The organism is Deinococcus hopiensis KR-140 (assembly GCF_900176165.1).
Taxonomy (GTDB): domain Bacteria; phylum Deinococcota; class Deinococci; order Deinococcales; family Deinococcaceae; genus Deinococcus; species Deinococcus hopiensis.
On sequence record NZ_FWWU01000009.1, the window covers coordinates 2,358,816 to 2,378,984 of the forward strand.

Annotated in this window: 19 protein-coding genes; 10 read left to right on the forward strand and 9 right to left on the reverse strand. The window is 69.3% G+C overall.

Going from position 1 to position 20,169, the window contains the following annotated elements; all coding sequences use genetic code 11:
- Nucleotides 1–66: 66 nt before the first annotated feature.
- Genes B9A95_RS24830 through B9A95_RS24840 form a run of 3 tightly spaced genes read left to right on the forward strand, consistent with a single transcriptional unit; the run spans nucleotide 67 to nucleotide 3,619 of the window.
- Nucleotides 67–1,074, forward strand: a complete 1,008-nt coding sequence (locus B9A95_RS24830) for an MBL fold metallo-hydrolase (protein WP_084049716.1) — start codon at nucleotides 67–69, stop codon at nucleotides 1,072–1,074.
- A gap of 18 nt (nucleotides 1,075–1,092) precedes the next feature.
- Nucleotides 1,093–1,884 carry a histidinol-phosphatase HisJ gene (locus tag B9A95_RS24835; RefSeq protein ID WP_084049717.1) on the forward strand — a complete coding sequence of 264 codons (792 nt, stop codon included), beginning with the start codon at nucleotides 1,093–1,095 and terminating at the stop codon, nucleotides 1,882–1,884.
- Nucleotides 1,877–3,619, forward strand: coding sequence for a DNA polymerase/3'-5' exonuclease PolX (locus B9A95_RS24840; protein ID WP_084049718.1), 1,743 nt, complete (start codon nucleotides 1,877–1,879; stop codon nucleotides 3,617–3,619). The genes B9A95_RS24835 and B9A95_RS24840 overlap by 8 nt, the downstream gene beginning before the upstream one ends.
- Here B9A95_RS24840 and B9A95_RS24845 read toward each other — a convergent pair.
- Together B9A95_RS24845 and B9A95_RS24850 are read right to left on the reverse strand one after the other, a co-directional pair.
- A complete protein-coding gene (locus B9A95_RS24845; protein WP_084049719.1) occupies nucleotides 3,585–3,959 on the reverse strand; it encodes a hypothetical protein in 375 nt (124 codons plus the stop codon). The genes B9A95_RS24840 and B9A95_RS24845 overlap by 35 nt on opposite strands.
- A 716-nt stretch (nucleotides 3,960–4,675) precedes the next feature.
- Nucleotides 4,676–5,842 (reverse strand): MFS transporter, encoded by a 1,167-nt coding sequence (locus B9A95_RS24850; RefSeq protein ID WP_084049720.1) that lies wholly within the window; start codon nucleotides 5,840–5,842, stop codon nucleotides 4,676–4,678.
- Between the two features lie 130 nt (nucleotides 5,843–5,972).
- On the opposite strand from B9A95_RS24850, the gene B9A95_RS24855 reads away from it, so the two are divergent.
- Complete coding sequence (locus tag B9A95_RS24855) at nucleotides 5,973–6,464, forward strand: hypothetical protein (protein ID WP_084049721.1); 492 nt, start codon at nucleotides 5,973–5,975, stop codon at nucleotides 6,462–6,464.
- 49 nt (nucleotides 6,465–6,513) lie between these two features.
- On the opposite strand, the gene B9A95_RS24860 is transcribed toward B9A95_RS24855, so the two are convergent.
- The 5 genes from B9A95_RS24860 to B9A95_RS24880 all read right to left on the reverse strand — a co-directional run bounded on the left by B9A95_RS24860 (nucleotide 6,514) and on the right by B9A95_RS24880 (nucleotide 10,829).
- Nucleotides 6,514–7,044 carry an isoprenylcysteine carboxyl methyltransferase family protein gene (locus B9A95_RS24860; RefSeq protein WP_084049722.1) on the reverse strand — a complete coding sequence of 177 codons (531 nt, stop codon included), beginning with the start codon at nucleotides 7,042–7,044 and terminating at the stop codon, nucleotides 6,514–6,516.
- 145 nt (nucleotides 7,045–7,189) lie between these two features.
- Nucleotides 7,190–8,128 carry a methylmalonyl Co-A mutase-associated GTPase MeaB gene (gene meaB / locus B9A95_RS24865; RefSeq protein ID WP_084049723.1) on the reverse strand — a complete coding sequence of 313 codons (939 nt, stop codon included), beginning with the start codon at nucleotides 8,126–8,128 and terminating at the stop codon, nucleotides 7,190–7,192.
- 40 nt (nucleotides 8,129–8,168) lie between these two features.
- Nucleotides 8,169–8,882, reverse strand: a complete 714-nt coding sequence (locus B9A95_RS24870) for a histidine phosphatase family protein (protein WP_084049724.1) — start codon at nucleotides 8,880–8,882, stop codon at nucleotides 8,169–8,171.
- Entirely contained in the window at nucleotides 8,879–9,988 is a 1,110-nt protein-coding gene (gene purM, locus B9A95_RS24875) for a phosphoribosylformylglycinamidine cyclo-ligase (RefSeq protein WP_084049725.1), read from the reverse strand. Before purM ends, B9A95_RS24870 begins: the two co-directional genes overlap by 4 nt.
- A 127-nt stretch (nucleotides 9,989–10,115) precedes the next feature.
- The gene (locus B9A95_RS24880; RefSeq protein WP_084049726.1) at nucleotides 10,116–10,829 is read right to left on the reverse strand and encodes a TVP38/TMEM64 family protein; all 714 of its coding nucleotides are present in this window, start codon (nucleotides 10,827–10,829) and stop codon (nucleotides 10,116–10,118) included.
- A 78-nt stretch (nucleotides 10,830–10,907) separates the two neighbouring features.
- Here B9A95_RS24880 and B9A95_RS24885 point away from each other — a divergent pair, with 78 nt between their 5' ends.
- Nucleotides 10,908–11,900 (forward strand): polyprenyl synthetase family protein, encoded by a 993-nt coding sequence (locus tag B9A95_RS24885; protein WP_084049727.1) that lies wholly within the window; start codon nucleotides 10,908–10,910, stop codon nucleotides 11,898–11,900.
- 279 nt (nucleotides 11,901–12,179) lie between these two features.
- The gene (locus tag B9A95_RS24890) at nucleotides 12,180–12,416 is read left to right on the forward strand and encodes a glycoside hydrolase family protein (protein ID WP_084049728.1); all 237 of its coding nucleotides are present in this window, start codon (nucleotides 12,180–12,182) and stop codon (nucleotides 12,414–12,416) included.
- 384 nt (nucleotides 12,417–12,800) lie between these two features.
- Here the strand turns inward: B9A95_RS24890 and B9A95_RS24895 are convergent, their stop codons facing one another.
- Nucleotides 12,801–13,598 (reverse strand): N-formylglutamate amidohydrolase, encoded by a 798-nt coding sequence (locus B9A95_RS24895; RefSeq protein ID WP_084049729.1) that lies wholly within the window; start codon nucleotides 13,596–13,598, stop codon nucleotides 12,801–12,803.
- Between the two features lie 86 nt (nucleotides 13,599–13,684).
- Between B9A95_RS24895 and recF the strand changes: the two genes are divergently transcribed.
- On the forward strand, nucleotides 13,685–14,773 hold the full coding sequence (recF, locus tag B9A95_RS24900; RefSeq protein WP_084049730.1) for a DNA replication/repair protein RecF: 1,089 nt from the start codon (nucleotides 13,685–13,687) through the stop codon (nucleotides 14,771–14,773).
- 54 nt (nucleotides 14,774–14,827) lie between these two features.
- Nucleotides 14,828–15,685 carry a DciA family protein gene (locus tag B9A95_RS24905; protein WP_084049731.1) on the forward strand — a complete coding sequence of 286 codons (858 nt, stop codon included), beginning with the start codon at nucleotides 14,828–14,830 and terminating at the stop codon, nucleotides 15,683–15,685.
- 3 nt (nucleotides 15,686–15,688) lie between these two features.
- On the opposite strand, the gene B9A95_RS24910 is transcribed toward B9A95_RS24905, so the two are convergent.
- Nucleotides 15,689–16,894 carry a class I SAM-dependent methyltransferase gene (locus B9A95_RS24910; RefSeq protein ID WP_084049732.1) on the reverse strand — a complete coding sequence of 402 codons (1,206 nt, stop codon included), beginning with the start codon at nucleotides 16,892–16,894 and terminating at the stop codon, nucleotides 15,689–15,691.
- A gap of 117 nt (nucleotides 16,895–17,011) precedes the next feature.
- On the opposite strand from B9A95_RS24910, the gene B9A95_RS24915 reads away from it, so the two are divergent.
- Entirely contained in the window at nucleotides 17,012–18,814 is a 1,803-nt protein-coding gene (locus tag B9A95_RS24915) for an HSP90 family protein (protein ID WP_170928768.1), read from the forward strand.
- A gap of 74 nt (nucleotides 18,815–18,888) precedes the next feature.
- Nucleotides 18,889–19,959 (forward strand): hypothetical protein, encoded by a 1,071-nt coding sequence (locus tag B9A95_RS24920; protein ID WP_084049734.1) that lies wholly within the window; start codon nucleotides 18,889–18,891, stop codon nucleotides 19,957–19,959.
- Nucleotides 19,960–20,169: the final 210 nt, after the last annotated feature.

Here is a 20,169-nt window from a genome sequence, read left to right on the forward strand (position 1 = left end):
CAGGCCAGGAGGCGCAGGTGGTTTTCGCATCCGTCCCGTAACCTGAACAGCCTCTGGAGGTCACGCATGCTCAACGCTCAGGTTCTGGGCCGCCCGACCGAGGACAACGCCCTCTTCGTCACCGCGGACAGCGGGCAGGGGCGGACGCGGCTGCTGCTGGACTGCGGGATGAACACCGTGTCGACGCTGCCGCTTGCGGAGGTGCAGCAGATAGACCACCTGCTGTTCTCGCACCTGCATATCGATCACGTGGCGGGCTTCGACGCCTTCTTTCGGGCGAACTTTGACCGTTATTCGGGGCCGCCCGGACGTGAGAACCACATCTGGGGACCACCCGGCACCGCGCAGATACTGGGTCACCGCTTCCAGGGCTACTGGTGGAACCACGCGCCCGAGCTGCGCGGGACGTGGCGCGCGCATGACGTGGACGCCCACGAAATTCGTACCTTCCGCTTCGAGGCGCAAGAGGCGTTCGCAACGATGCACGCCGAAGGCGTTCGCCTCCATGACAGCCCGCTGATCGGCACCCCCGAGGTGACCGTGGAGGCGCTGCCCCTCTCGCATCAGGGGCTGTGCCTGGGGTACGTCGTGCGGGAACCGGAGCGGGTCAGCGTGGACGCGCAAGCGTTGAAGGCGCTGGGGTTGAAGGGTGGCCCGTGGCTGGCCGCCTTGAAAGCGGGAGCGGGGGGGCCGCTCGACGTTCACGGCGAGGAACACGGTGCGGACGAGTTGCGCGCCCGGCTCCTCCAGCGCCAACCCGGCGAGAGCCTGGCCTACCTGACCGACTTTCTGCTGAACCGGGCCGAGCAGGAGCGGATCGCCCCCCTCCTTTCAGGCGTGCAGACGCTGTATATGGAGGCGCAGTACGCCCCGGAGGACGCGGACCTCGCGGCCCGGCACCACCACACCACAGTGGTTCAGGGCGCGGCGCTGGCGCGGGCAGCGGGCGTGACGGACCTGTGCCTGCTGCACCTCTCGCGCCGTTATCGCCGGGAGGAGTGGGCGGAGATGCTGACGGCGGCGCGGGCAATCTTTCCCGCTGTCCGTTTTCCAGAGGGGTGGCTGGAGGGCTGATCCCGTACCCTGTCCTCCATGACGCTTCCCTCCCTCCTCTTCGACTCGCACATGCACACGCCCCTGTGCGGCCACGCGAACGGGCATCCGCGCGAGTACGCGCAGGCGGCGCTGGACGCCGGCCTTGCCGGAATCTGCTTCACGGACCATATGCCCATGCCCGCGTGGTACGACGCGCCGTGGCGGATGCGGCTGGACCAGCTGGCCGAATACGTGGACACCGTGCGCGAGGTCCAGGCCGAATATGCCGGGCGGCTAGAGGTACGCCTGGGTCTGGAGGCGGACTTTCACCCCGGCACCGAGCGCTTCGTAGAGCGGGTACTGAACATGTGCGCGTGGGATTACGTGATCGGCAGCGTCCACTATATCGGCGCGTGGGGCTTCGACAATCCCGAATTCGTGGCCGAGTACGCGGACCGTGATTCCGGCGAGTTGTACGGGCAATACGCGGCGCTGGTAGAGGGAGCAGCGGCGTGCGGCCTGTTCGATTCCATCGGGCACCTCGACTTGCCCAAGAAGTTCGGGCACCGCGCGCCGGACGAGTCGGCCCTGTTGCGGGCGCTGGATAAGGTGGCCGAGCACGACCTTGCGCTCGACTTCAACACGGCAGGCTGGCGTAAACCTGTGGCGGAGGCGTACCCCTCGCCCGAACTCACCCGCGCCGCCGCTGCCAGAAACGTTCCGTTCGTGCTGGGGAGTGACGCCCACAAGCCGGAGGAAGTCGGCTTCCGGTTTCGGGAGGCGCTGGCACAGCTTGGGGAAGCGGGCGGGCGCGTGGTGACGTTCACGGGGCGGGAACGCCGTGAGTAGCGTCACGAGAAAGGACCTGGCGGGCGTGCTGAAAAGTACGGCGGATCTGCTGGACCTGCTGGGGCAGGAAGCGTTCCGGGCCAACGCCTACCGCGCCGCCGCGCGCAGCCTGGAAGCGCTGGACGGGGAGGGGACAGACCTGGTGGCCTCGGGCTTCGCGGGGGTGCCCAAAGTCGGCAGGGGCATTGCCGCCGATCTGGTGGCCTACGCCCAGACCGGCACCTTCGGCCCGCTGGAAGACGCTGCCAGCCAGGTCCCGCCCGGTGTCCTGAGCCTCTTCCGGGTCCGTGGACTGGGGCCCAAGAAAATCCGGGCCCTGTGGAACGCGGGCATAGACTCGCTGGAAACGCTGCGGGAGGCCGCCCACGACGGACGTGTGGCGGCCCTGAAGGGCTTTGGCCCCAAAAGCGCGGCGTCTATGTTGGAGGCGGTGGAGTTCGCCCTGGGCGCGCAGGAACGCCAGCACCTCTCGGCGGGCGTGAGGGTATCTGAGGGGCTGATGGCCCGGCTGGAAGGGCTGTCCCCCCGCATGGCCGGAGACGCCGCGCGGGGTCTGGAAACCGTGCGGGCGGCGCGGGTGACGGTGACGGGCACGGCAGAGGAAGTCACGTCACGCCTGGGAAGCGCGGTAGAAGCCCTGGCCCCGGTGGAAGACCGGCCTGTACTGACGGGCCGGGTAGACGGCGTGCCCGTGGAGATCGGCTTCGGCCCTGCCAAGACGCGCGGTGCCCTGGACCTCGTGATGACCGGAAGCCGCACCTACCGCAAAGCCTGGCAGGCCGGAGCCGAAGCGAATGGGCTGACCCTCAATGGCCGGGGCCTGAAGCGCGGAGATACCCTCCTCCCCACGCCCACCGAGGCGGCGTTGAGCCGCGCCCTGGAACTCCCCCTGCGCCCCGCTGAGTACCGCGAACCCGAACACAACGCCCTGTGGGAAACGCTTCCGCCCCCGGAAGAACTCGTGACGGTGGCGAACCTGAAGGGCATGCTCCACACCCACTCGGTCTGGTCCGACGGCGCAGCCACCCTTCCGGCGATGGTGGAGGAAACGCTGCAACTGGGGCACGCTTACCTGGGCACCGGGGACCATTCCCGCGCCGCGCACTACGCCAATGGCCTGAGCCTGGAGCGGCTGCGCGCTTACGTGGCCGAAATCCGCGAGCTGCAGCGCGCAGGCCTGCCCATCCTGGCGGGGGCCGAGGTGGACATCCTGACGGACGGCTCCCTGGATTACCCCGACGAGGACCTCGCGGAGCTCGACTATGTGGTGGTGAGCGTACATTCCGCCTTTACCCTGGACCGGAACGCCCAGACCGAGCGCCTGATCCGGGCGGTGTCGCATCCCCTGGTCACCATCCTCGGCCACCCCACAGGTCGCCTGCTGTTGCGCCGCCCAAGCTACGCGCTGGATCTGGACCGGGTGCTGGAAGCCTGCGCCCAGGCAGGTACGGTGGTGGAGATCAACGCCAACCCCTACCGCCTGGACCTCGACTGGCGCGACGCCCTGCGCTGGCGGGATCAATTGAGCTTTGCCATCAACACCGATGCCCACGTGCCCGCTGGCCTGTGCGACGCCCGTTACGGGGTGATGGTGGCGCGCAAGGCAGGCCTCACCCCGGCGCAGGTCGTCAATACGCTGGGTCAAGAAGCGTTCCTCGCCTTCGTGAAGGCGCAGCGGGCACGAAGGCGAGGAAGACCGCTCACTGCTGCGGCTGGTGCCCAGCGCTCAGCTTGAGCGCGAGTTCCTCCTTGTCGGGGGCCAGCCGCAGCGTGTACGCGCGGTCGTCACTGACGTTGACGCTCGCGCGCATCACGTCCCCCTGCCCAAGCTTCAGGTAGAAGGGCGTGACCACCACCTCATGCTTGCCCCGGGCCAGCTCGCGGGGAAACATCATCGCCGAGTCGGCGAACACGTCGTCGAATACCAGCTGACCGTCCACATACACGTCCACCACACCGCTCGCACCCGAGTCGTTGTCGAAGTAGACGGGAGCGGCCGAGGCCGGCAACCCGGCAGTGGTGGCGGCAAACAGGGCGGTGAGGAGCAGGGCTTTGCGGGGGTTGAAGGTGGGCATGGAGCGTTCCTTTCGTGGTGCGGGCGCACCGGAGGAGGGAGAAGGGCGCGAGGTTCAGGCATAGGCCAGCCCTCCGCGCCGCCGAGGGAGCCGCGCGTACGAACTGCAGGGCTTGGGTGTGCCGCCAGGGCCACGAAGAAGGCGTTCAGGAAGGCCCAGCGGCCATTCCCCGATGAGGGGAAGCTTGTGTGCCCCGCTCATCTGCCACCTACTCTCGCCGTTTGGCGCGCCCGGCACATCATTCAAATGGAGTGAATCCCACTCCTCCAAAAGGAGGAGACCCAAAGGAGGTTGCGCAGGAGGCGGGGCAGCGGTTTCGCGGCGGGGTGGCCCCCGCGCCGCGCTGTCCGGGTCGCCCCTGACTTTTGCGAGGCCCTTTCGGGTTTGCAGCGCCAGGATGAGGAGTCCGGTTCATCGGTTATTGCATTACGGATTCATCCGGGCGAAGCGAGCAGGAAAAACGGTGACGGAGAGGCGTGGAATCACCGAAGCACAGCGGAGGGGATGGAACGGAGACCCCGCAAACCGTATGCGTCGCTCCGGGGAGAAGGGCAACGTCCAGCGCTCCTCTCCTCGCCTTCAGATGAGCGAACCCGCCGAACCCCATGGTCCTGGGCAGCGCAGCACCGCTCCCTGCCCAGCCGGATACTCGGCGTGGCGCTGCCTGCAGAGGGGGCTGGAAAAAAGCCGGCGCAAGGTGCCCTGACCCTCCCCATCTACTCGAACGCCACCTGCTTCGGCTCCGGCAACCGGTACGCGATCACCGCACTCGGAATCAGGAGCGTCAGACTCGCCAACGCCGCCACAGTGGGTGAAGTCACGTCCGCCAGCACCCCCACCAGAAACACCAGGAGTCCCGCGAACCCCCACGAAAATCCCATCATGATTGAACTCGCCACGGCCACATGCCCTGGCGCGTACTCCTGCGCGGCGACGACACCCACCGGAATGCTGGCGTTCACCGCCGCCCCGACGATAAAGGTAAGCGGGTAAAACCACCAGTTCGCCGGGCTGGACAGAATCAGCCCCACGAAAAAGGGAATGGTCGACAAGATCGCGGCGCGCAGCACGGGCACCCGCCCGTACCGGTCACTCGCCCGCCCACCCACAATTCCGCCCAGCGCGCTGGCAACCGAATAGACGGCGAGCGTGATCCCCACTTCCCGCGCCCCAAAGCCCCGCCCGAGCAGGATGAAGGGCAGCATGGCGTTGTAGCCCATACTCGCCAGTGAACGCAGCACGGCCATCGCCCACAGCCCCACCAGCGGCCCCCGGAAGATGCGCGCGTACTCCGCCACGCCCACCCGGCGGCCCTGCACCTTGCCAGGGGGGGTGACGACGAAGGTGGCCGCGGCGACCGCCGCGCCGATCAGCGCGAACCACGGCAGATGTGCCAGCCCGACGCCCGCGAACACCGGCCCCAGCGCCATACCCCCCGTTCCACCCGCACTAAAGAGGCTGGCCCACAGCCCGCGCTTCTGCGGGGGACTGCTCAGGGCCACGTAGGCCGCGCCCGCGGGATGAAAGAACCCGCTGCCAAACCCGGCCACCGCCACCAGCAACACCAGCGCCCCGAACCACGGCATAAAACCCATCATCGTCAAACCCAGGCCCGTCATCAGGGGACCGAGCGCGGCAGCGTAACGGCGGTCCAGCCGCTCCCCCAGAATGCCCAGCAGAGGCTGCAACACGCTGCTCGTCAGGCTGAAGACGCTGGAGAGCAGCGTGACGGCAGCGATGCTGACGCCGAACCTGCCCTGCAGGGCGGGCGCGAGGGGGGTGAGCATCGCTCCGTACGCGTCATTGATAAAGTGCCCTGCCGTGACGGCGACGGCCACAGCCGTTCCGTGACGCAGGGCGGTGTGGGCAGCAGCGGCTCGCATGGGGTCTACCCTACGCCGCGCCACCTGCGAGCAGAGGACACGCGTCCATGTCTATGGGCCACCCCCAGTAGATGAATATTGAATCAGTCGACGTATGAACTTCTTCACAGCATCTGAATTAAACTGAGGCATGAATCTGCCGTTCCGGGATGCGGTCGCGGCGGCCCTACCCTCTGAGGAACGGCTGCGAAATAAACTCGAACTCCTGCCCTTTACCGAATGGACCGAACTGGCCCTCGTCTTCTCCGCCTCGCTGCCAGAGGTGGACGCTGTGCTGGCCGTGCCGGGTGCGGAGGGATTTGCAGAAGCGCTGGCCGCCTCGCGAGGGATTCCGGTGCTGAATGCCTCCAGCCTGGAGGGTGCGCAGGCCGGGCAGGACATCCTCCTGGTGACGCGGGACCTGACCGACGGTCTGAACGAGTTGCGAATGCTGCTGCAGGCCGAACACCACTGCCTGAACGTCCGCGCCGTCGCCTCCGCCATTGAGCGCACCAATGATCTGGGGCGGGTCCGGCTGGAACTGCAGCGCTTGCTCGTGCTGTCGGCGGTGCGCCTGGCCGGGACACCAGAGGGGCTGGTGTTCGAGCGGCGGGTGCCGCAGTCCTGGCCGCAGGCGTCATAGGGGGCGGCGCGACTTTCTTCTTTCCCTGGCCCTCCGTACGGTTGCCGGGTCAGTCTCTCGCCGCCTTCCCCACCTGGTACGCCCGCAGCGCCCGCTCTTCGGCGGGTAGGCGAATAAGCAGGATCAGGGCGGCATTGAGCACGCTGTAGGCCAGGGCCGTGCGCCACGCCCCAACGGCCAGTGGCGCCGCAGCCATTTCCAGCGCCACCACCGCGTAGTTGGGGTGCCGCAGATACTGGAAGGGGCCGCCCGTGATCCGCTCACCGCCGGGCACGATCAGGACTCTGGTGTTCCAGTAGCGGCCCAGTGTGCGGATCACCCAGTACCGCAGCGGCTGGGCCAGCACGAACAGCGCGAGGGCAAGCCCGTTGATCCGTCCACGCGAGCGGCGGCCTTCCAGCAGCGTGAGCAGCATCCAGCTGGGGTGCAGCGCGAAAAAGAGGGGGTAGTGTTCCCGGCCGTACTCGGTGGCCCCCTGCTCGCGCGCCCAGCGCTCGTTGGCGCGGGCCACCCGCAGTTCGAGGAGGCGCTGTACGGTCAGGAAGCCGAAGATCAGGGGGGCCAGGGCGCGGGATTGCATGGGGCCCAGCTTACGGGGACGCGGTCATTCATGCGCTGCACAGTTCCAGGGCGCGGCACGGGCATTCGGCGTCTTCCACCTGGTCCTCCACCTGGGTCTCGTCCCAGACCGGAAGAGCACCCGGCGGGCGAAGCTGGACGCTCGCCTACGCTCCGGCCAGCAGTTCGTCCGCCGCCGTGTCCGCGTCCAGCTCGCCCCGGGCGACGCGGGTGTAGAGGTCACGGCTGAGCTCCCGGGCCCGCCTCATCACCCGGTCCTGAACGAGCGTGCGGACCTCGAACTCGGCGCGGCGGCGGCGGCGCTCCTGCAATCCGTCCTCACCCAGGAAAGCGCGGTGGGCCAGGACGGCCTCCACGATTTGCGGTGTGCCCTCCCCCTTCGCGGCCACCGTACGGCGCACAGGAGCAAACCAGGTGTGCTCGTCATGGTGGCCCAGGCCCTGCGCGGCCATCAGCTCACGCACTGTGCGGTCCGCGCCGGGCAGGTCAGCCTTGTTGACCGCGATCACGTCCGCAATCTCCATGATTCCGGCCTTGAATGCCTGGACGCCGTCGCCGCCGGCCGGCGTCAGCACGAGCAGCGTATGGTCACAGGCGGCGGCCACATCCACCTCAGACTGGCCCACGCCCACCGTTTCCAGAATCACCCAGTCGAACCCAGCACCTTCCATCAGCGCCAGCACCTGCATGGTGCGCGCAGACAGGCCGCCCAGCACTCCCCGGCTGGCGAGCGAGCGTACGAACACGCCTCCGTCGGCATGATGGCGCAGCATGCGGATGCGGTCGCCCAGGATTGCGCCGCCGGAGTAGGGGCTGCTGGGGTCCACGGCCAGGACGGCCACCCGCTTGCCCTCCTCGCGCAGATGGGCGATCAGGGCGTCGGTCAGCGTGCTCTTGCCGCTGCCGGGGCTGCCCGTGACGCCCAGCACGACGGTGCCGCCCGGGCCGCGGGCGGCCGACGTTTCGCGGGCGGCGCGCAGCAGGGGCCGCGCCGCGTCCAGGCCGCTTTCGGCCAGGGTGACGGCGCGGGCCAGGGCGCGGGGATCACCCGCGCGGAAGCGGTCTTCGAGGGTGGAAGCCATCATGTGCCCGTCAGGGTAGCAGGGGTGGAGCCAGCCGGGGGGGCTACGGGGCCTGTCCCAGCACGTCGTCGGCTTCCGTCGCCTCCAGCAGGTCTTCGAGGTGCGCGTCGTCGTTGAAGCCCAGCAGGGTGCCGTGGCTCCCCGCGAGCAGGACGCGGGTAATGGAGGTGTTCGTGACGCTCAGCCGCGCCCAGGCGTTGTGGGGCACCCCACCCAGCGCCAGGCCCACGGCCACGCGCACCACGCCGCCGTGGGTAAAGACGAGTACACGGCCCCCCGCGTGGCGCGCACGCAGCTGCTCAAACGCCTCGCCGCAGCGGGCGAAGAGGTCTTCCATGCTCTCGCCCCCGGGGCGCCGGGTGGCCCAGGGGTCCGCGCGCAGGGCGGTGAGGTAGTCGGCGTGCTGCACCTCGATCTCGCGGAGGCCCAGCCCGGCGAGTGCGCCGACGTCGATTTCGCGCAGGCCGGGGTCCGGCTGCACGGGCGGCTGTCCCTGCAAGCGCTCCACCACGGCCTCGGCGGTCTGGAAGGCGCGGGCGAGGTCACTGGAATACACCGCGTCGAAGCGCTGTCCGGTCAGGCGCTCGGCGAGGGCGGCGGCCTGCAACACCCCCACCGGGCTGAGGGGCACGTCGGTCTGCCCCTGGTAGCGTCCGCTGGCGTTCCAGGTGCTCTCGCCGTGGCGAACCACCCAGAACTCCGTCGCCGACCGGCGGTCCGGGGCCGTCAGCCCGGTGGGAGGACGCCGCTCGGTCAAGGGGTGACTCCCTCCGGGCCCGTCTCCCCGGGCGAGAAGGTGACGCCGCTTCCGGGTACCATCTGTCCGATCTCCCAGGGCGTCTCGCCTGCGCCGCGCAGGGCCTCCAGGGCCGCCTCCCGCTGCTCAGCTGGCACGATAAACAAGAAGCCCACGCCCATGTTCAGTGCCCGGAAAGCCTCAGCGCGCGCCACCCTGGCCTGCCGAACAATCAGCTCGAACACCGGCGGCACCGTCCACGAGGAAGTGTCCACCCGCATCCCGATGCCCTGCGGAAAGACGCGCGGCGGGTTGTCCACGAGGCCGCCGCCCGTAATGTGCGCCATGCCGCGAATGTCGGTCCCCGCCCCGGTGAGGGCATCGAAGGCCGCGACGTAGGCCCGGTGCGGCTCCACGAGCAGGTCTTCGAGCACAGCCCCACCAAGGTCCGCGCGTTCCTCGTGCCAGTCCAGGTCAGAGAGCGCCATGCGCGCGAGGCTGTAGCCGTTCGTGTGCAGGCCGCTGGAAGGCAGGGCGATCACGGCGTCGCCCACCTCGATGCGCGAGCCGTCCACCAGCCGGGACCGGTCGACCATTCCGACGATGGTGCCCACGATGTCGAGTTCACCCTCCACATACACGCCGGGCATCTCGGCCGTCTCGCCGCCCAGCAGGGCCACTCCCAGGGCCTCGCAGGCTCCCGCTGCGCCCGTCACCACCTCCGCCACGAGTTCGGGACTGAGCTGCCCCATCGCCACATAGTCGAGAAAAAACAGGGGCCGCGCGCCCTGCACCAGAATGTCGTTCACGCAGTGGTTCACGATGTCCGCGCCCAGACCCCGGTAACGCCCGGCGGCCGTCGCCACCTTCGTCTTCGTGCCTACACCATCGGTGGAAGCGACGAGGATGGGGTCTTGCATCCCGGTGAATTCAGGGCGAAACAACCCGCCAAACCCCCCGATGCCCCCCAGCACCTGCCGGTTGTGGGTACGGGCGACCGCCCCCTTCATCAGGGCCACCGCCCGGTGCCCGGCCTCGATGCTCACGCCCGCACGCTCGTAGGCGGAAGCCTCCCCGGACTGGGCCACCTCGGATTGGGCCGCGTCGGCCCGCTTGCTGTACGTCATATTCCTCCCGGCAACGCCCCACACGGGGCTTTCGCCCGGCAGTCTACCCGACTTCGGGCCCACTGCCCGCCGCCCGTCTGGCCCAATTGGCCGAACTGTGCCCCTGGGATTCCCGCAAATGGGGGCGTCAGGACCCGGCGGAGGAAGTGCCCGCGTGGGCCGCACGGCGGCCCAGCCACCAGCGCACCCCCGCCACGAGCGCCGCCACCCCCGAAAGCAGGGCCACGCCCCAGGCCAGGCGCTTTCCGCTGCCGCTGAGCCACACCACCAGTGCGGTCACGGGCAGCGCCCCCGCCGCCGTCGCCAGCAGGAAGGGCCGGAAGGGCACACCCGCTGCGCCCGCCACCAGGTTCATCACGTCGGCCGACAACACCGGCATCAGGCGCACGAGCAGCACGCCCTGCACCCCGTGGCGCGTGGCAAAGGCGTGGGCCGCGCTCCTGGCCCGCTCGCCGGCGAGCAACCGCACCAGCGTGTCGCCCACCGCGCGCCCCAGGCCGTAGCCGGCCACTGCCCCCAGCAGCGTGCCGATGTAAACGATGAAAAAGGCCTCGACAGGACCGTAGGCCCGCGCCGTCACCGCCGTGATCACCAGGGCAGGCACCACCGGCACCACCGCCTGCACCGTGAAACCTGCGACGAGGGCGAGCGGTCCGCCCCACCCCAGCCCCTCCACAAAGGCGCGCGTGACTGCCGGATCGTGCGAGGTCAGCGCTGCGAAGCCCCGCACCAAAAAGGCCCGCACGTCGGGCGTCAGGGCGACCCCGAGCAGCAGCAGCAGCGCCCCACCGAAAATCAGCGCCCGCAAGAGGCGGGGGTGGCGGAGGGCAGCGGCGGTCACCCCGGCAGTGTAGGCGAGCGAGGTGCGCCTGGGTGTCCCATGTGTGGCGTGGTCCCCCGGCCGCTAGACTGCGCCGCGATGCGCCCTGACCTGCTCCGACGCGTGCTGTCACTCCTGCCCGGCGAGGGGGAGGGCCGCCCCGAACTCCGCGCTTATGCCGCCATGCTGCGCGACTACCCCCAGCGCGGGGGCAAAGGCATCCGCAGCGAACTGCTGCTCGCCTCGGCGGGGGCGCACGGCGTTGCGCCGGAGTCACCGCGCTGGGAGCGGGCGCTGTGGCTCGCGGCCGCCCTGGAACTGTTTCAGAACTGGGTGCTGATCCACGACGACATCGAGGACGACTCCGAGGAGCGCCGGGGCCGCCCGGCCCTGCACCGACTGCACGGGGTGCCGGTGGCGATCAATGTGGGAGACGCCCTGCACGCCTACATGTGGGCGGCCGTTCACCGGGCAGCGGTGCCGGGGGCGATGGACGAGTTTCTGAAGATGATCCACCGCACGGCCGAGGGCCAGCACCTCGACCTGAGCTGGGTGGAGCGCCGGGAATGGAACCTGCGGGAAGCCGATTACCTGGAGATGGTGCAGCTCAAGACGGCGTACTACACGGTGGTGGTACCGCTGCGGCTGGGCGCTCTCGCCGCCGGCTGCCCCCCCCACGACGGCTTCACCGCTGCAGGCTTGGCGCTGGGCGCCGCCTTCCAGATTCGGGACGACGTGCTGAACCTAACGGGCGATGCCAGCAGGTACGGCAAGGAGATCGGCGGGGACCTGCTGGAAGGCAAGCGCACCCTGATCACCCTGCACTGGCTGGGGGGAGCGCCAGAGGATCAGCGGGAAGCCTTCCTGGAGCAGATGCGCCGGGAACGGGTGAACAAGGACCCCCAAGTGGTCGATCAGATTCACCGCTGGCTGCTGGAAGGCGGCAGCGTGGCCTACGCGCAGGAGTACGCCGCCGGGCAGGCGCGGGAGGGCCTGACCCACCTCGAAGACGCCCTGCGAGACGCTGCAGACCGTGAAGCTGTGGCCGAGTTGCTGACGCAGATGCACACGCTGGCGACGCGCGAAGCCTGAACTCAGCGGCGGAAGGGCCTCAGATGGGGGCCACGCCCACAAGCTGCGGGGATTGACGACCAGCAGCCGGGCCTCTGTCCCGTAACCGCTCGCAAATTCATGCCGTGACGGACCGGTTTTTCTTCCCCCCCCCTGCACATCTGGAGCGGCGCAGGCCACCTCTCCCTTCACGCTGCCCGGAGAACTCCATGCCCACCCCGCTGCTCGCCGCCCCCTGATGATCTCCTCGCTCTCGGCCTCCCCCAGGGGGCCCCTCGCCGCCCAGATTCTGATCGGCATGTGGGCGATCTCGGCGCGCATGGCCCCACCGTCCTCAAGGTGGGCGGCTCCTACCACGCCTACTCCACGGGCACCGGGCGCGCCACGGACAATCCGGGCGGCGTGACCGTGTTCGACGGTGGGCTGGGCGCGCCTTGGCAAACGGTGGGCGAAACTCCAGTGCCGGGGTGGGTCAAAACCGGGTATGCGCCCAAGAACATCTGGGCCCCGGAGGTGGCGCAAAACGGCGGCACCTGACTTCCTGTGCGCAGCATGACCGCCCTGACGTGGCAAACACTTCCGTCGGGGCCCCTCCATCATCAAGCGCGGCAACTTCTACTGCCTGTTCACGCCCTGCGACCTGGGCTGCCGGGGCCTGCGCAGCCCCTCCTTCCGTTCAGGTGGGCCGCGCGACGGGCATCACCAGGGCCGTACTTCGACAAGAGCGGCGTGCGGCTGGACGCGGGTGGCGGCGCACCGGTGCTGGGCAGCCGCCTCAACCAGGACCGGCCCTGGCGGGCAGAACATCTTGCAAGACGGCACCGGGGATAACCTCGCGCACCACCTCTACGGCACGGACGCGAACGGAGCGCCCAAACGGGCTGTGCGGAAACTGGCCGGTGCCGTACGGGCGGTCGGCCGTCAGCTTTCAGCCGTCAAGGACAGCGCCGCGTCGGCAAACTGCTCGAAGCAGTTTGCCAGGGCCCGTATCTCTTCGGGCATCGGCTCGCCCGCCTCGGTCAAGTACAGGGCGACGTTGACTTCCAGGCCGAAGGCGGGAATGCCGGCCCTGGCCCGCCAGCGGGCACTGAGGGTGTCGGTGGTCCAGGGATCGCCCACCGCCACGCGGGTGAGGTGGCCCGTCAGCACCGGGGCGAAGGCGGAGGCGCAGGCGGCCTGCAGGGCGTCCCACCGCTCACGGGGAAAGGTGGGGGCGTCGTCGGTGCCCAGCATCAGCGTGAGGGCCGGGCGCGGAGTGCCAGTGTCGCGCCCCAGCGCCGGTCCGCGCGAGGCCATCGAATGCCCCACGATCATCAGGGCCGCGCCCTCCAGCTCACGCCCCACCTGCGCGTCGAAGGCGTCCCAGACGCGGCGCAACCGGGCCTCACGCGCCTGGGGGGACAGGGTGAAGCCTGCTGGGTAGAGGGGACGCCGGGCGAAGTCGGTCCGTTTGATCACGCCGTTGTCCTCACGGTCATCGCGCTCGCGGTTGAGGTCCGCGGCAAAGCGGCTCCAGGGCGCTTGCAGGTAGCGCGCTCCGGGGACGGCGTAGATCAGGTCCGTGAAAGGGTCTCCCTCCAGAAAGACGCGCTGGAGGAAGGCCTCCCGCTTCGCTGGATCGAAGACGTCTTCGCCCAGCATCTCGCGCAGCACGTCGGTGGGCAGCGCCCCGGAAGGGTGCGGCGTGAGGATCAGCAGCGGATCACGGGTGGACGGCATGCACCGAGGATAAGGCGTTGCCACGCCTCCCGCGTCCTTTCAACTGCAGCCCCGCGCACCCCCGCCTTCCAGGCTGCGGCGGTAGAATGGTGGGTGTGCACCTCTCGGCCCTCTCCACGCTGAATTACCGGAACCTTGCCCCGGGGACCCTGAACTTCCCGGCGGGCGTGACGGGTGTGTACGGCGAGAACGGCGCGGGCAAGACCAACCTGCTGGAAGCCGCCTACCTCGCCCTGACCGGGCTGACGGACGTGACCCGGCTGGAGCAGCTTGTGCAGTCGGGCGAGCGCGAGGCCTACGTGCGCGCCGACGTGCAGCAGGGCGGCAGCCTCAGCATTCAGGAAGTGGGCCTGGGACGCGGACGGCGGCAGCTGAAGGTGGACGGGGTGCGCGCCCGAGCGGGAGACCTGCCGCGCGGCAGTGCGGTGTGGATCCGTCCGGAAGACAGCGAACTGGTTTTCGGCCCTCCGGCCGGACGCCGCGCGTACCTCGACGCCCTGCTCTCGCGCCTGAGCGCCCGTTACGGCCAGCAGCTCGCCCGTTACGAGCGCACGGTGTCGCAGCGCAACGCGGCCCTGAAAGCCGGCGAGGACTGGGCCATGCACGTCTGGGACGACGCGCTGGTGAAACTCGGCACCGACATCATGAGTTTTCGCCGCCGCGCCCTGACCCGCCTGAACGAGTTGAGCTGCGAGGCAAACGCCGCGCTGGGCAGCCGCAAGGAACTGACGCTGACCCTGACCGAATCCACCACCCCGGAAACCTATGCGGCGGACCTCGCCTCTCGGCGGGCCGAGGAACTCGCCCGCGGTTCCACCGTCACTGGCCCTCACCGCGATGACCTCACGCTGACCCTGGGTGAGTTTCCGGCGGGCGAATACGCCAGCCGGGGCGAGGGACGCACGGTGGCGCTGGCCCTGCGCCGCGCCGAACTCGAACTCCTGGCCGAGCGCTTCGGAGAGCGGCCCGTGCTCCTGATCGACGACTTCACGGCCGAACTGGACCCGGGCCGCCGCGCCTTCCTGCTGAATCTCGCCGCCAGCGTGCCTCAGGCCATCGTGACCGGGACCGAATCCGTGCCCGGCGCGGCGCTGGCCCTGCACGCCAACGGGGGCCGCTTTACCCCCGAAGATCACAGCACGGTGGAGGGCGCGCGAACGAAGGTGGGAGCGTGAGCGGAGGGCGGAGCGGCCGTGCCCGCCCTCCGCTCACGCTGAAAGGCCCTCACCATGGCTAATCCCCGCCGACTAAACGGACCGCGTGACTTTTCCGAGCTGCTGGGGGCCACGCTGGGAACCGCCCGCATCGCGAGGGGCGTGCAGCGGGCGCGGGCGCTGCTGGTCTGGCCGCAGGCGGTTGGCCCCGAGATCGCACGGATGACCCGGCCCCGCTCACAGCAGGGGGGAACGCTGTTCGTGGAGGTGCGCGACAGCGCGGCGGCGCACCACCTTACCATGCAGCGTCACCACTTCCTGAAGCGCTTAAACGAGCTGCTGGGTGAGCAGAAGATCACCGAGATCCGCTTCAGCGTGGGCACGGTGCGTTCGCCCACCCCAGCCCCCCGCGTCGCGCCGCTGCCCGCGCCGGACCGTGCCCGCGCCCGCGAACTTGTGCGGAACGTGGACGGGGACCTGAGGGACGTGGCCCTGAAGGCCGCCGAGGCGATTACCCGCGCCCGCAAATGGCGTGAGGAACAGGGCTGGCGTCCCTGCCCGGTGTGCGGCGAGGCCAGCCGTGAGCAGCCCTGCCGCGCCTGCCTCCTGACCCTGGAAGACCCCAACGTAAAGCGCGCCGCCCGGACGCTGACCCGGGCGCCCGAACGCCTGGCCGCCCTGCCGCCCCTGCTGGGCGACAGCGGGGCGAACGCGGCCCGGTATATCGCGCTGCAGACGCTGGAAGGCCAGCTCGACCTGCTGGCGCTGGAGTGTGTGCGCAGCGGAGGCGAGGAGGGCTACCGCGCCTTTCTGTTTCAGCAGGCCGAGGTCTACCTGGCCCTGCACCACCGCCGTCCACGCAGCGCGCTGATGGCCAAAGACCGCGCCGCCCTGCCCGAACGGGTACGGCAGGTGCTGGGGGCAGGGCGCTGAGGGTCAGGCCCGCCGCGCTTCCACCACCTTGAAGCCGCCCTCGCGCCGCAGCTCGCGCACCGCCCCCACCTCGCGCATCGCCGCCTCGTAGGGCAGCGGCTCGTTCGCCACGAGGTACAGGGTTCCGCCCGGGTTCAGGCGACGCGCCGCCGTGGCGATAAACTCCCGCGCCACGTCCAACACCACGCCCCGGCCCACATGAAAGGGCGGGTTGGTCAACACGGCGTCGAAGGTCCGTTCGCCCAACTCCGCGTCTACGTCGCTGTGGATCACCTCGCCGTGCAGACCGTTCGCGGCGAGGGTGGCACGCGCGCTGCGGACGCTCTGGAGATCGCCGTCCACCAGCGTGACCTGCGCGCCCTGCCCCGCCGCCCACGCACCGATCAGGCCCGTACCCGTACCGAGGTCCAGCACGTGCTTGCCTTCCAGCGGCAACCCGGCCAGCGTTTCCAGCAGCAGCGTCGTCGCCTTATCGGGACGGGCGGCGCTGAAGACCCCAGGCAGGCCTACCACGCGCACGCCGAACGCCTCGTAGCCCTCAGGCTCGGGGAAGGCCGGGGTGGGGCCTGGGCGGCGAATCAATTTCGCCACCCGCATGCCGCCGTCCCGGGCGATGGTTTCCCCCGTTCCGAAGGCTGTTCCCGCCGCGCGTACATAACGGTCAAAGCCCTTGTCCCGGTCCCCGGCGATGTAGAGGGTTCCGCCGGGGGGCGTGGAGGCGTGCGCCCAGGCCACCTGCGAGAAGGCGTAGGCGTTGCCCCGGTCTCCCGCCAACACGAGGGCCACCGTGCGGGGCCGCTCAGGCCAGCGCTCGCGCAGCTCGTCGCCTGGCGCGGCGGCGTGGGCGTCGAAGCCTGCCGCCTTCAGGACTGTCAGGGCTGCCGCCGCGCCCTCCACTGCCCGCAGGGTCACACCCTGCAGGCTGCCCAGCAGGCCGCCCATCGCGGTCAGGTCCAGCACCTCGCCGCGTACGCGGTCCTTGCGCATGGTCTCCATGAGGAGGGCCTGCGCCGCGTCTACCCCCGGAAAGCCGCGCACGCCGGGTTTGGTCAGCACGCTCAGCCGGTCCAGCCGGGGACCGAGTGTGGCGGGCCGCACGCCGAAGTAGCGCTCCGCCTCTGCCGGCTCGGCCACCTCTGGGCGCTGTCCCTCGGCCCGCCTCGCCTCCGGCCTGTTCAATCGAATCTTCTGCTTGCCCTTACCAGTCACGCCCCCAGAGTGGCACACAGGCGGCCGGGTGCGCCGTTTGACCTTGCCCCTACGCCAAAAACCCGTGCGCCAAAACGGCTATGCCCGCCGCTGCCCACGCTCCCTACAATGCCCGCTATGGAACACGCCTTCAAAGTGGATCTGCGCGGCATCATCGATCTGCTGTCCAACCACCTCTATTCCGATCCCAGCGTGTTCGTCCGCGAACTGCTGCAAAACGGGGTGGACGCCATCACGGCGCGGCGGGCGCGGTTCGGCGACTTTCAACCCGTCATCGAGGCCCGGCTCTTCCGCGAGGAGGGTCAACTCCCGCTGCTGGAATTCCGCGACAACGGCGTGGGCCTGACCGAAGCCGAGGTCCATGAGTTTCTCGCCACCATTGGGCGCTCGTCCAAGCGCATCGATGAGGCGCGCGACACGTTTCTGGGGCAGTTCGGCATCGGCCTGCTGTCGTGCTTCATGGTGAGCGGCGAGATCGAACTGCTTACCCGGAGCGCGACGGGCAGCTCCGCTGTGCGCTGGCTGGCCCAGGCCGACGGGACATACACGCTGGAGGCCTTGGCGGACACCACCCTGGACGTCGGTACCACCGTCCGCCTGCGCGCCCGCGAGGACACCGACTTCTACTTCGAGTACGGCGAGTTGCGCAGGGCGCTGGAAAACTACGGGCGCATCCTGCCGTACCCCATTCACGTCACAGACGGTGAGGAGTACGCCCACGTGAACGCCGTGATGCCGCCCTGGCTGGCTTACGCTGCGGGCGACGCGAGCAAAAGGGACGAGGTGCTGGCCTATGCCCGGGAGGAACTGGGTGTGGAGGCGCTGGACGCCGTAGCGCTTCGCAGCGAGGAAGGCGGGCTGCTGGGCGTGGCCCTCGTGCTGCCCCACGCCACCCAGCGCTCGTCCCGGCAGTGGCACTCGGTGTACCTCAAGCGGATGCTGCTGGGCCATGACCTGAGCAACCTGCTGCCCGACTGGGCCTTTTTCGTGCGCTGCCTGCTGAACGTAGACCACCTGCACCCCACTGCCTCGCGCGAATCGTTTTATGAAGACGGTGCCCTCAAGGCCGCCCGCGAGGCCCTGAACAACGGGCTGCGCGGCTACATCGGGGAGCTGGCCGAGCGTGACCCGCAGCGGCTCGAAGCCCTGATCTCGCTGCACCACCTGCCCCTCAAGGCCCTGGCCACCGAGGAAGACGACTTTTTCCGCCTGCTCGCCCCCGAATTCGCCCTGGAAACGTCCACCGGGAGAATGAAGCTGGGCGAGTACGCGAGGCGTTCGCCCACGCTGCGGATGGTGACCAACCTGGACCAGTTCCGGCAGATCGCGCAGGTGGCCAGCGCCTACGGGCACAGCGTCGTGAACGCGGTGTACACCTACGACGTGCCCTTGCTGCGCGCCTACGCCCGCCTCTTTGGACGCGAGCTGGAGGAGGTGGACGCCCAGACCTACGCCCTCTCGCTGGAGGACGTGGCCACAGGCGGCCTGGGGGGTGTGCTGGAACGCGCCAACGTGGCCCTCTCGGGCCTGGGGTGCGAGGTCGGCGTCAAGCGCTTCGCGCCGGCCGAACTGCCCGCCCTCCTCATCGTCACGAACGAGCGCCGCCTGCTTTCGGACATTGAGGCGTCGAAAGAGGTCTCGGACGGGCTGTTCTCAGAATTTCTGGACGACTACGCCTCCGAGTACGAGGACGTTCGCGCCTCGCGGCTGCACCTCAACCTGAACCACCCGCTCGTGCAGGACCTGCTGCACGTGGAGCAAGAGGCCGTCTTTTCCCGACTGGTCCAGATGCTGTACGTGCAGGCGCACCTGCTGGGCCACCACCCCCTGCGCGCCGAAGAACTCGCGCTGCTCGCCGAAGGCCTGACGGACATGATGCGCTGGGGCCTGCGGGCGACGCACCTGGGAACACTGAACTGAGGGAGACGGCCGAGCGCAGGGGAGCAGAACGCCTTTTTTCCCTCGCCCTCCGTCCTCTTCGTTCCGGAGGAACTATGGAAACTGTAGACGAACTGATCGAACTCGCTGAGGCGCAGGATCCCCCTGAGGGGGCCATCGGTTTTCTGGAACGCGCCGTGCGGCTGGCGGACAGCCAGAAGGACCGTCCGGCGGCCTTTCGGGCACGAATGGCGCTGGTACGGGCCGCAAGTTTCAGCGGCTTTCCAGACAAGGCCATGATTCACTTCGCGTGGCTGATCGGCACCTTTGACCGCCACCCCGCCGAGTTCGGACACCAGGCGTATTACGTGATGTGGATGTACAAGTGGCTCCTGAGCAGCAGCCTGGACAACCCAGCTTTTCCGCTGAACCGCCTGCGCAAACTGCAGGCCGACTTCGAGCGCCGGGCGCAGGTCTTCGGCTCGGGCGCGCACTTCGCGGCCTACCACCGCCTCAGCCTTGCCAACCATATCGGGGACAGGGTGGGCGCGCAGCGGGCCTTTCTCGCCTGGCGCTCCCTGCCGCGCGACAGCCTCAGCGACTGCGAGGCGTGCGAGCAGAACAAGGTGATGGTCTACTACGCGGAACGCGGCAACCCGGCGGCGGCCGTGAAGCTCGGGCGCGAGATCATCGAGCAAGGCATGAGCTGCCATAACGTGCCCACCGTGACCCACGCCAACCTGCTCCTACCCCTGCTGCGGCTCGACCAGCCCGAAGACGCCCACGCCGCCCACACAGAAGGGCTGCGCCTGGCCCGACTCGACCGCAACTTTATCGAAACCATTGCCGAACACGTGACCTACCTCGTGGCCGTCAAGGAACTGGGCCGCGCCCTGACGGTGTGGGCCGAACACCTCGATCTGGCCCTGGGCCTCCGCTCTCCTTCAGACCTCTTTGGCTTCCTGGGCGCGAGCGCGACCCTATGGCGCGCCCAGGAAGGCCAGGGAAGCGTGAAGGTCCTCCTGCCGCGCACCTTCGCCCTCTTCCGCAAGGACGGCGCTTACCGCCCGGAAGAGCTGGCCGAACACTTCACCCGGGAGGCTGGAGCGATGGCCGCCCGCTTCGACGCGAGAAACGGGACGGACCGCTTCGCGCGGCGGCTGGAGGAACGGCTGAGGGTGGGGTAAGGGGGCCGCACAGGGCGGCCTTCGGCGTCCACCCCCTCCTGGCCTCCTTCATAAGGGAGGAGGGGTCCAAAGGCCATGGCGCCCTCCTCCTTCCCCCTTCGCTGCCCAACACCCACCAAGGCCGCCCCTACGCGCAGCCCACGCGCCCCTTTCAACAGCCGTACACGCCTTCAAACGAACGGCGCCGAGCCTGTTGAGCGCAGCGCTGCT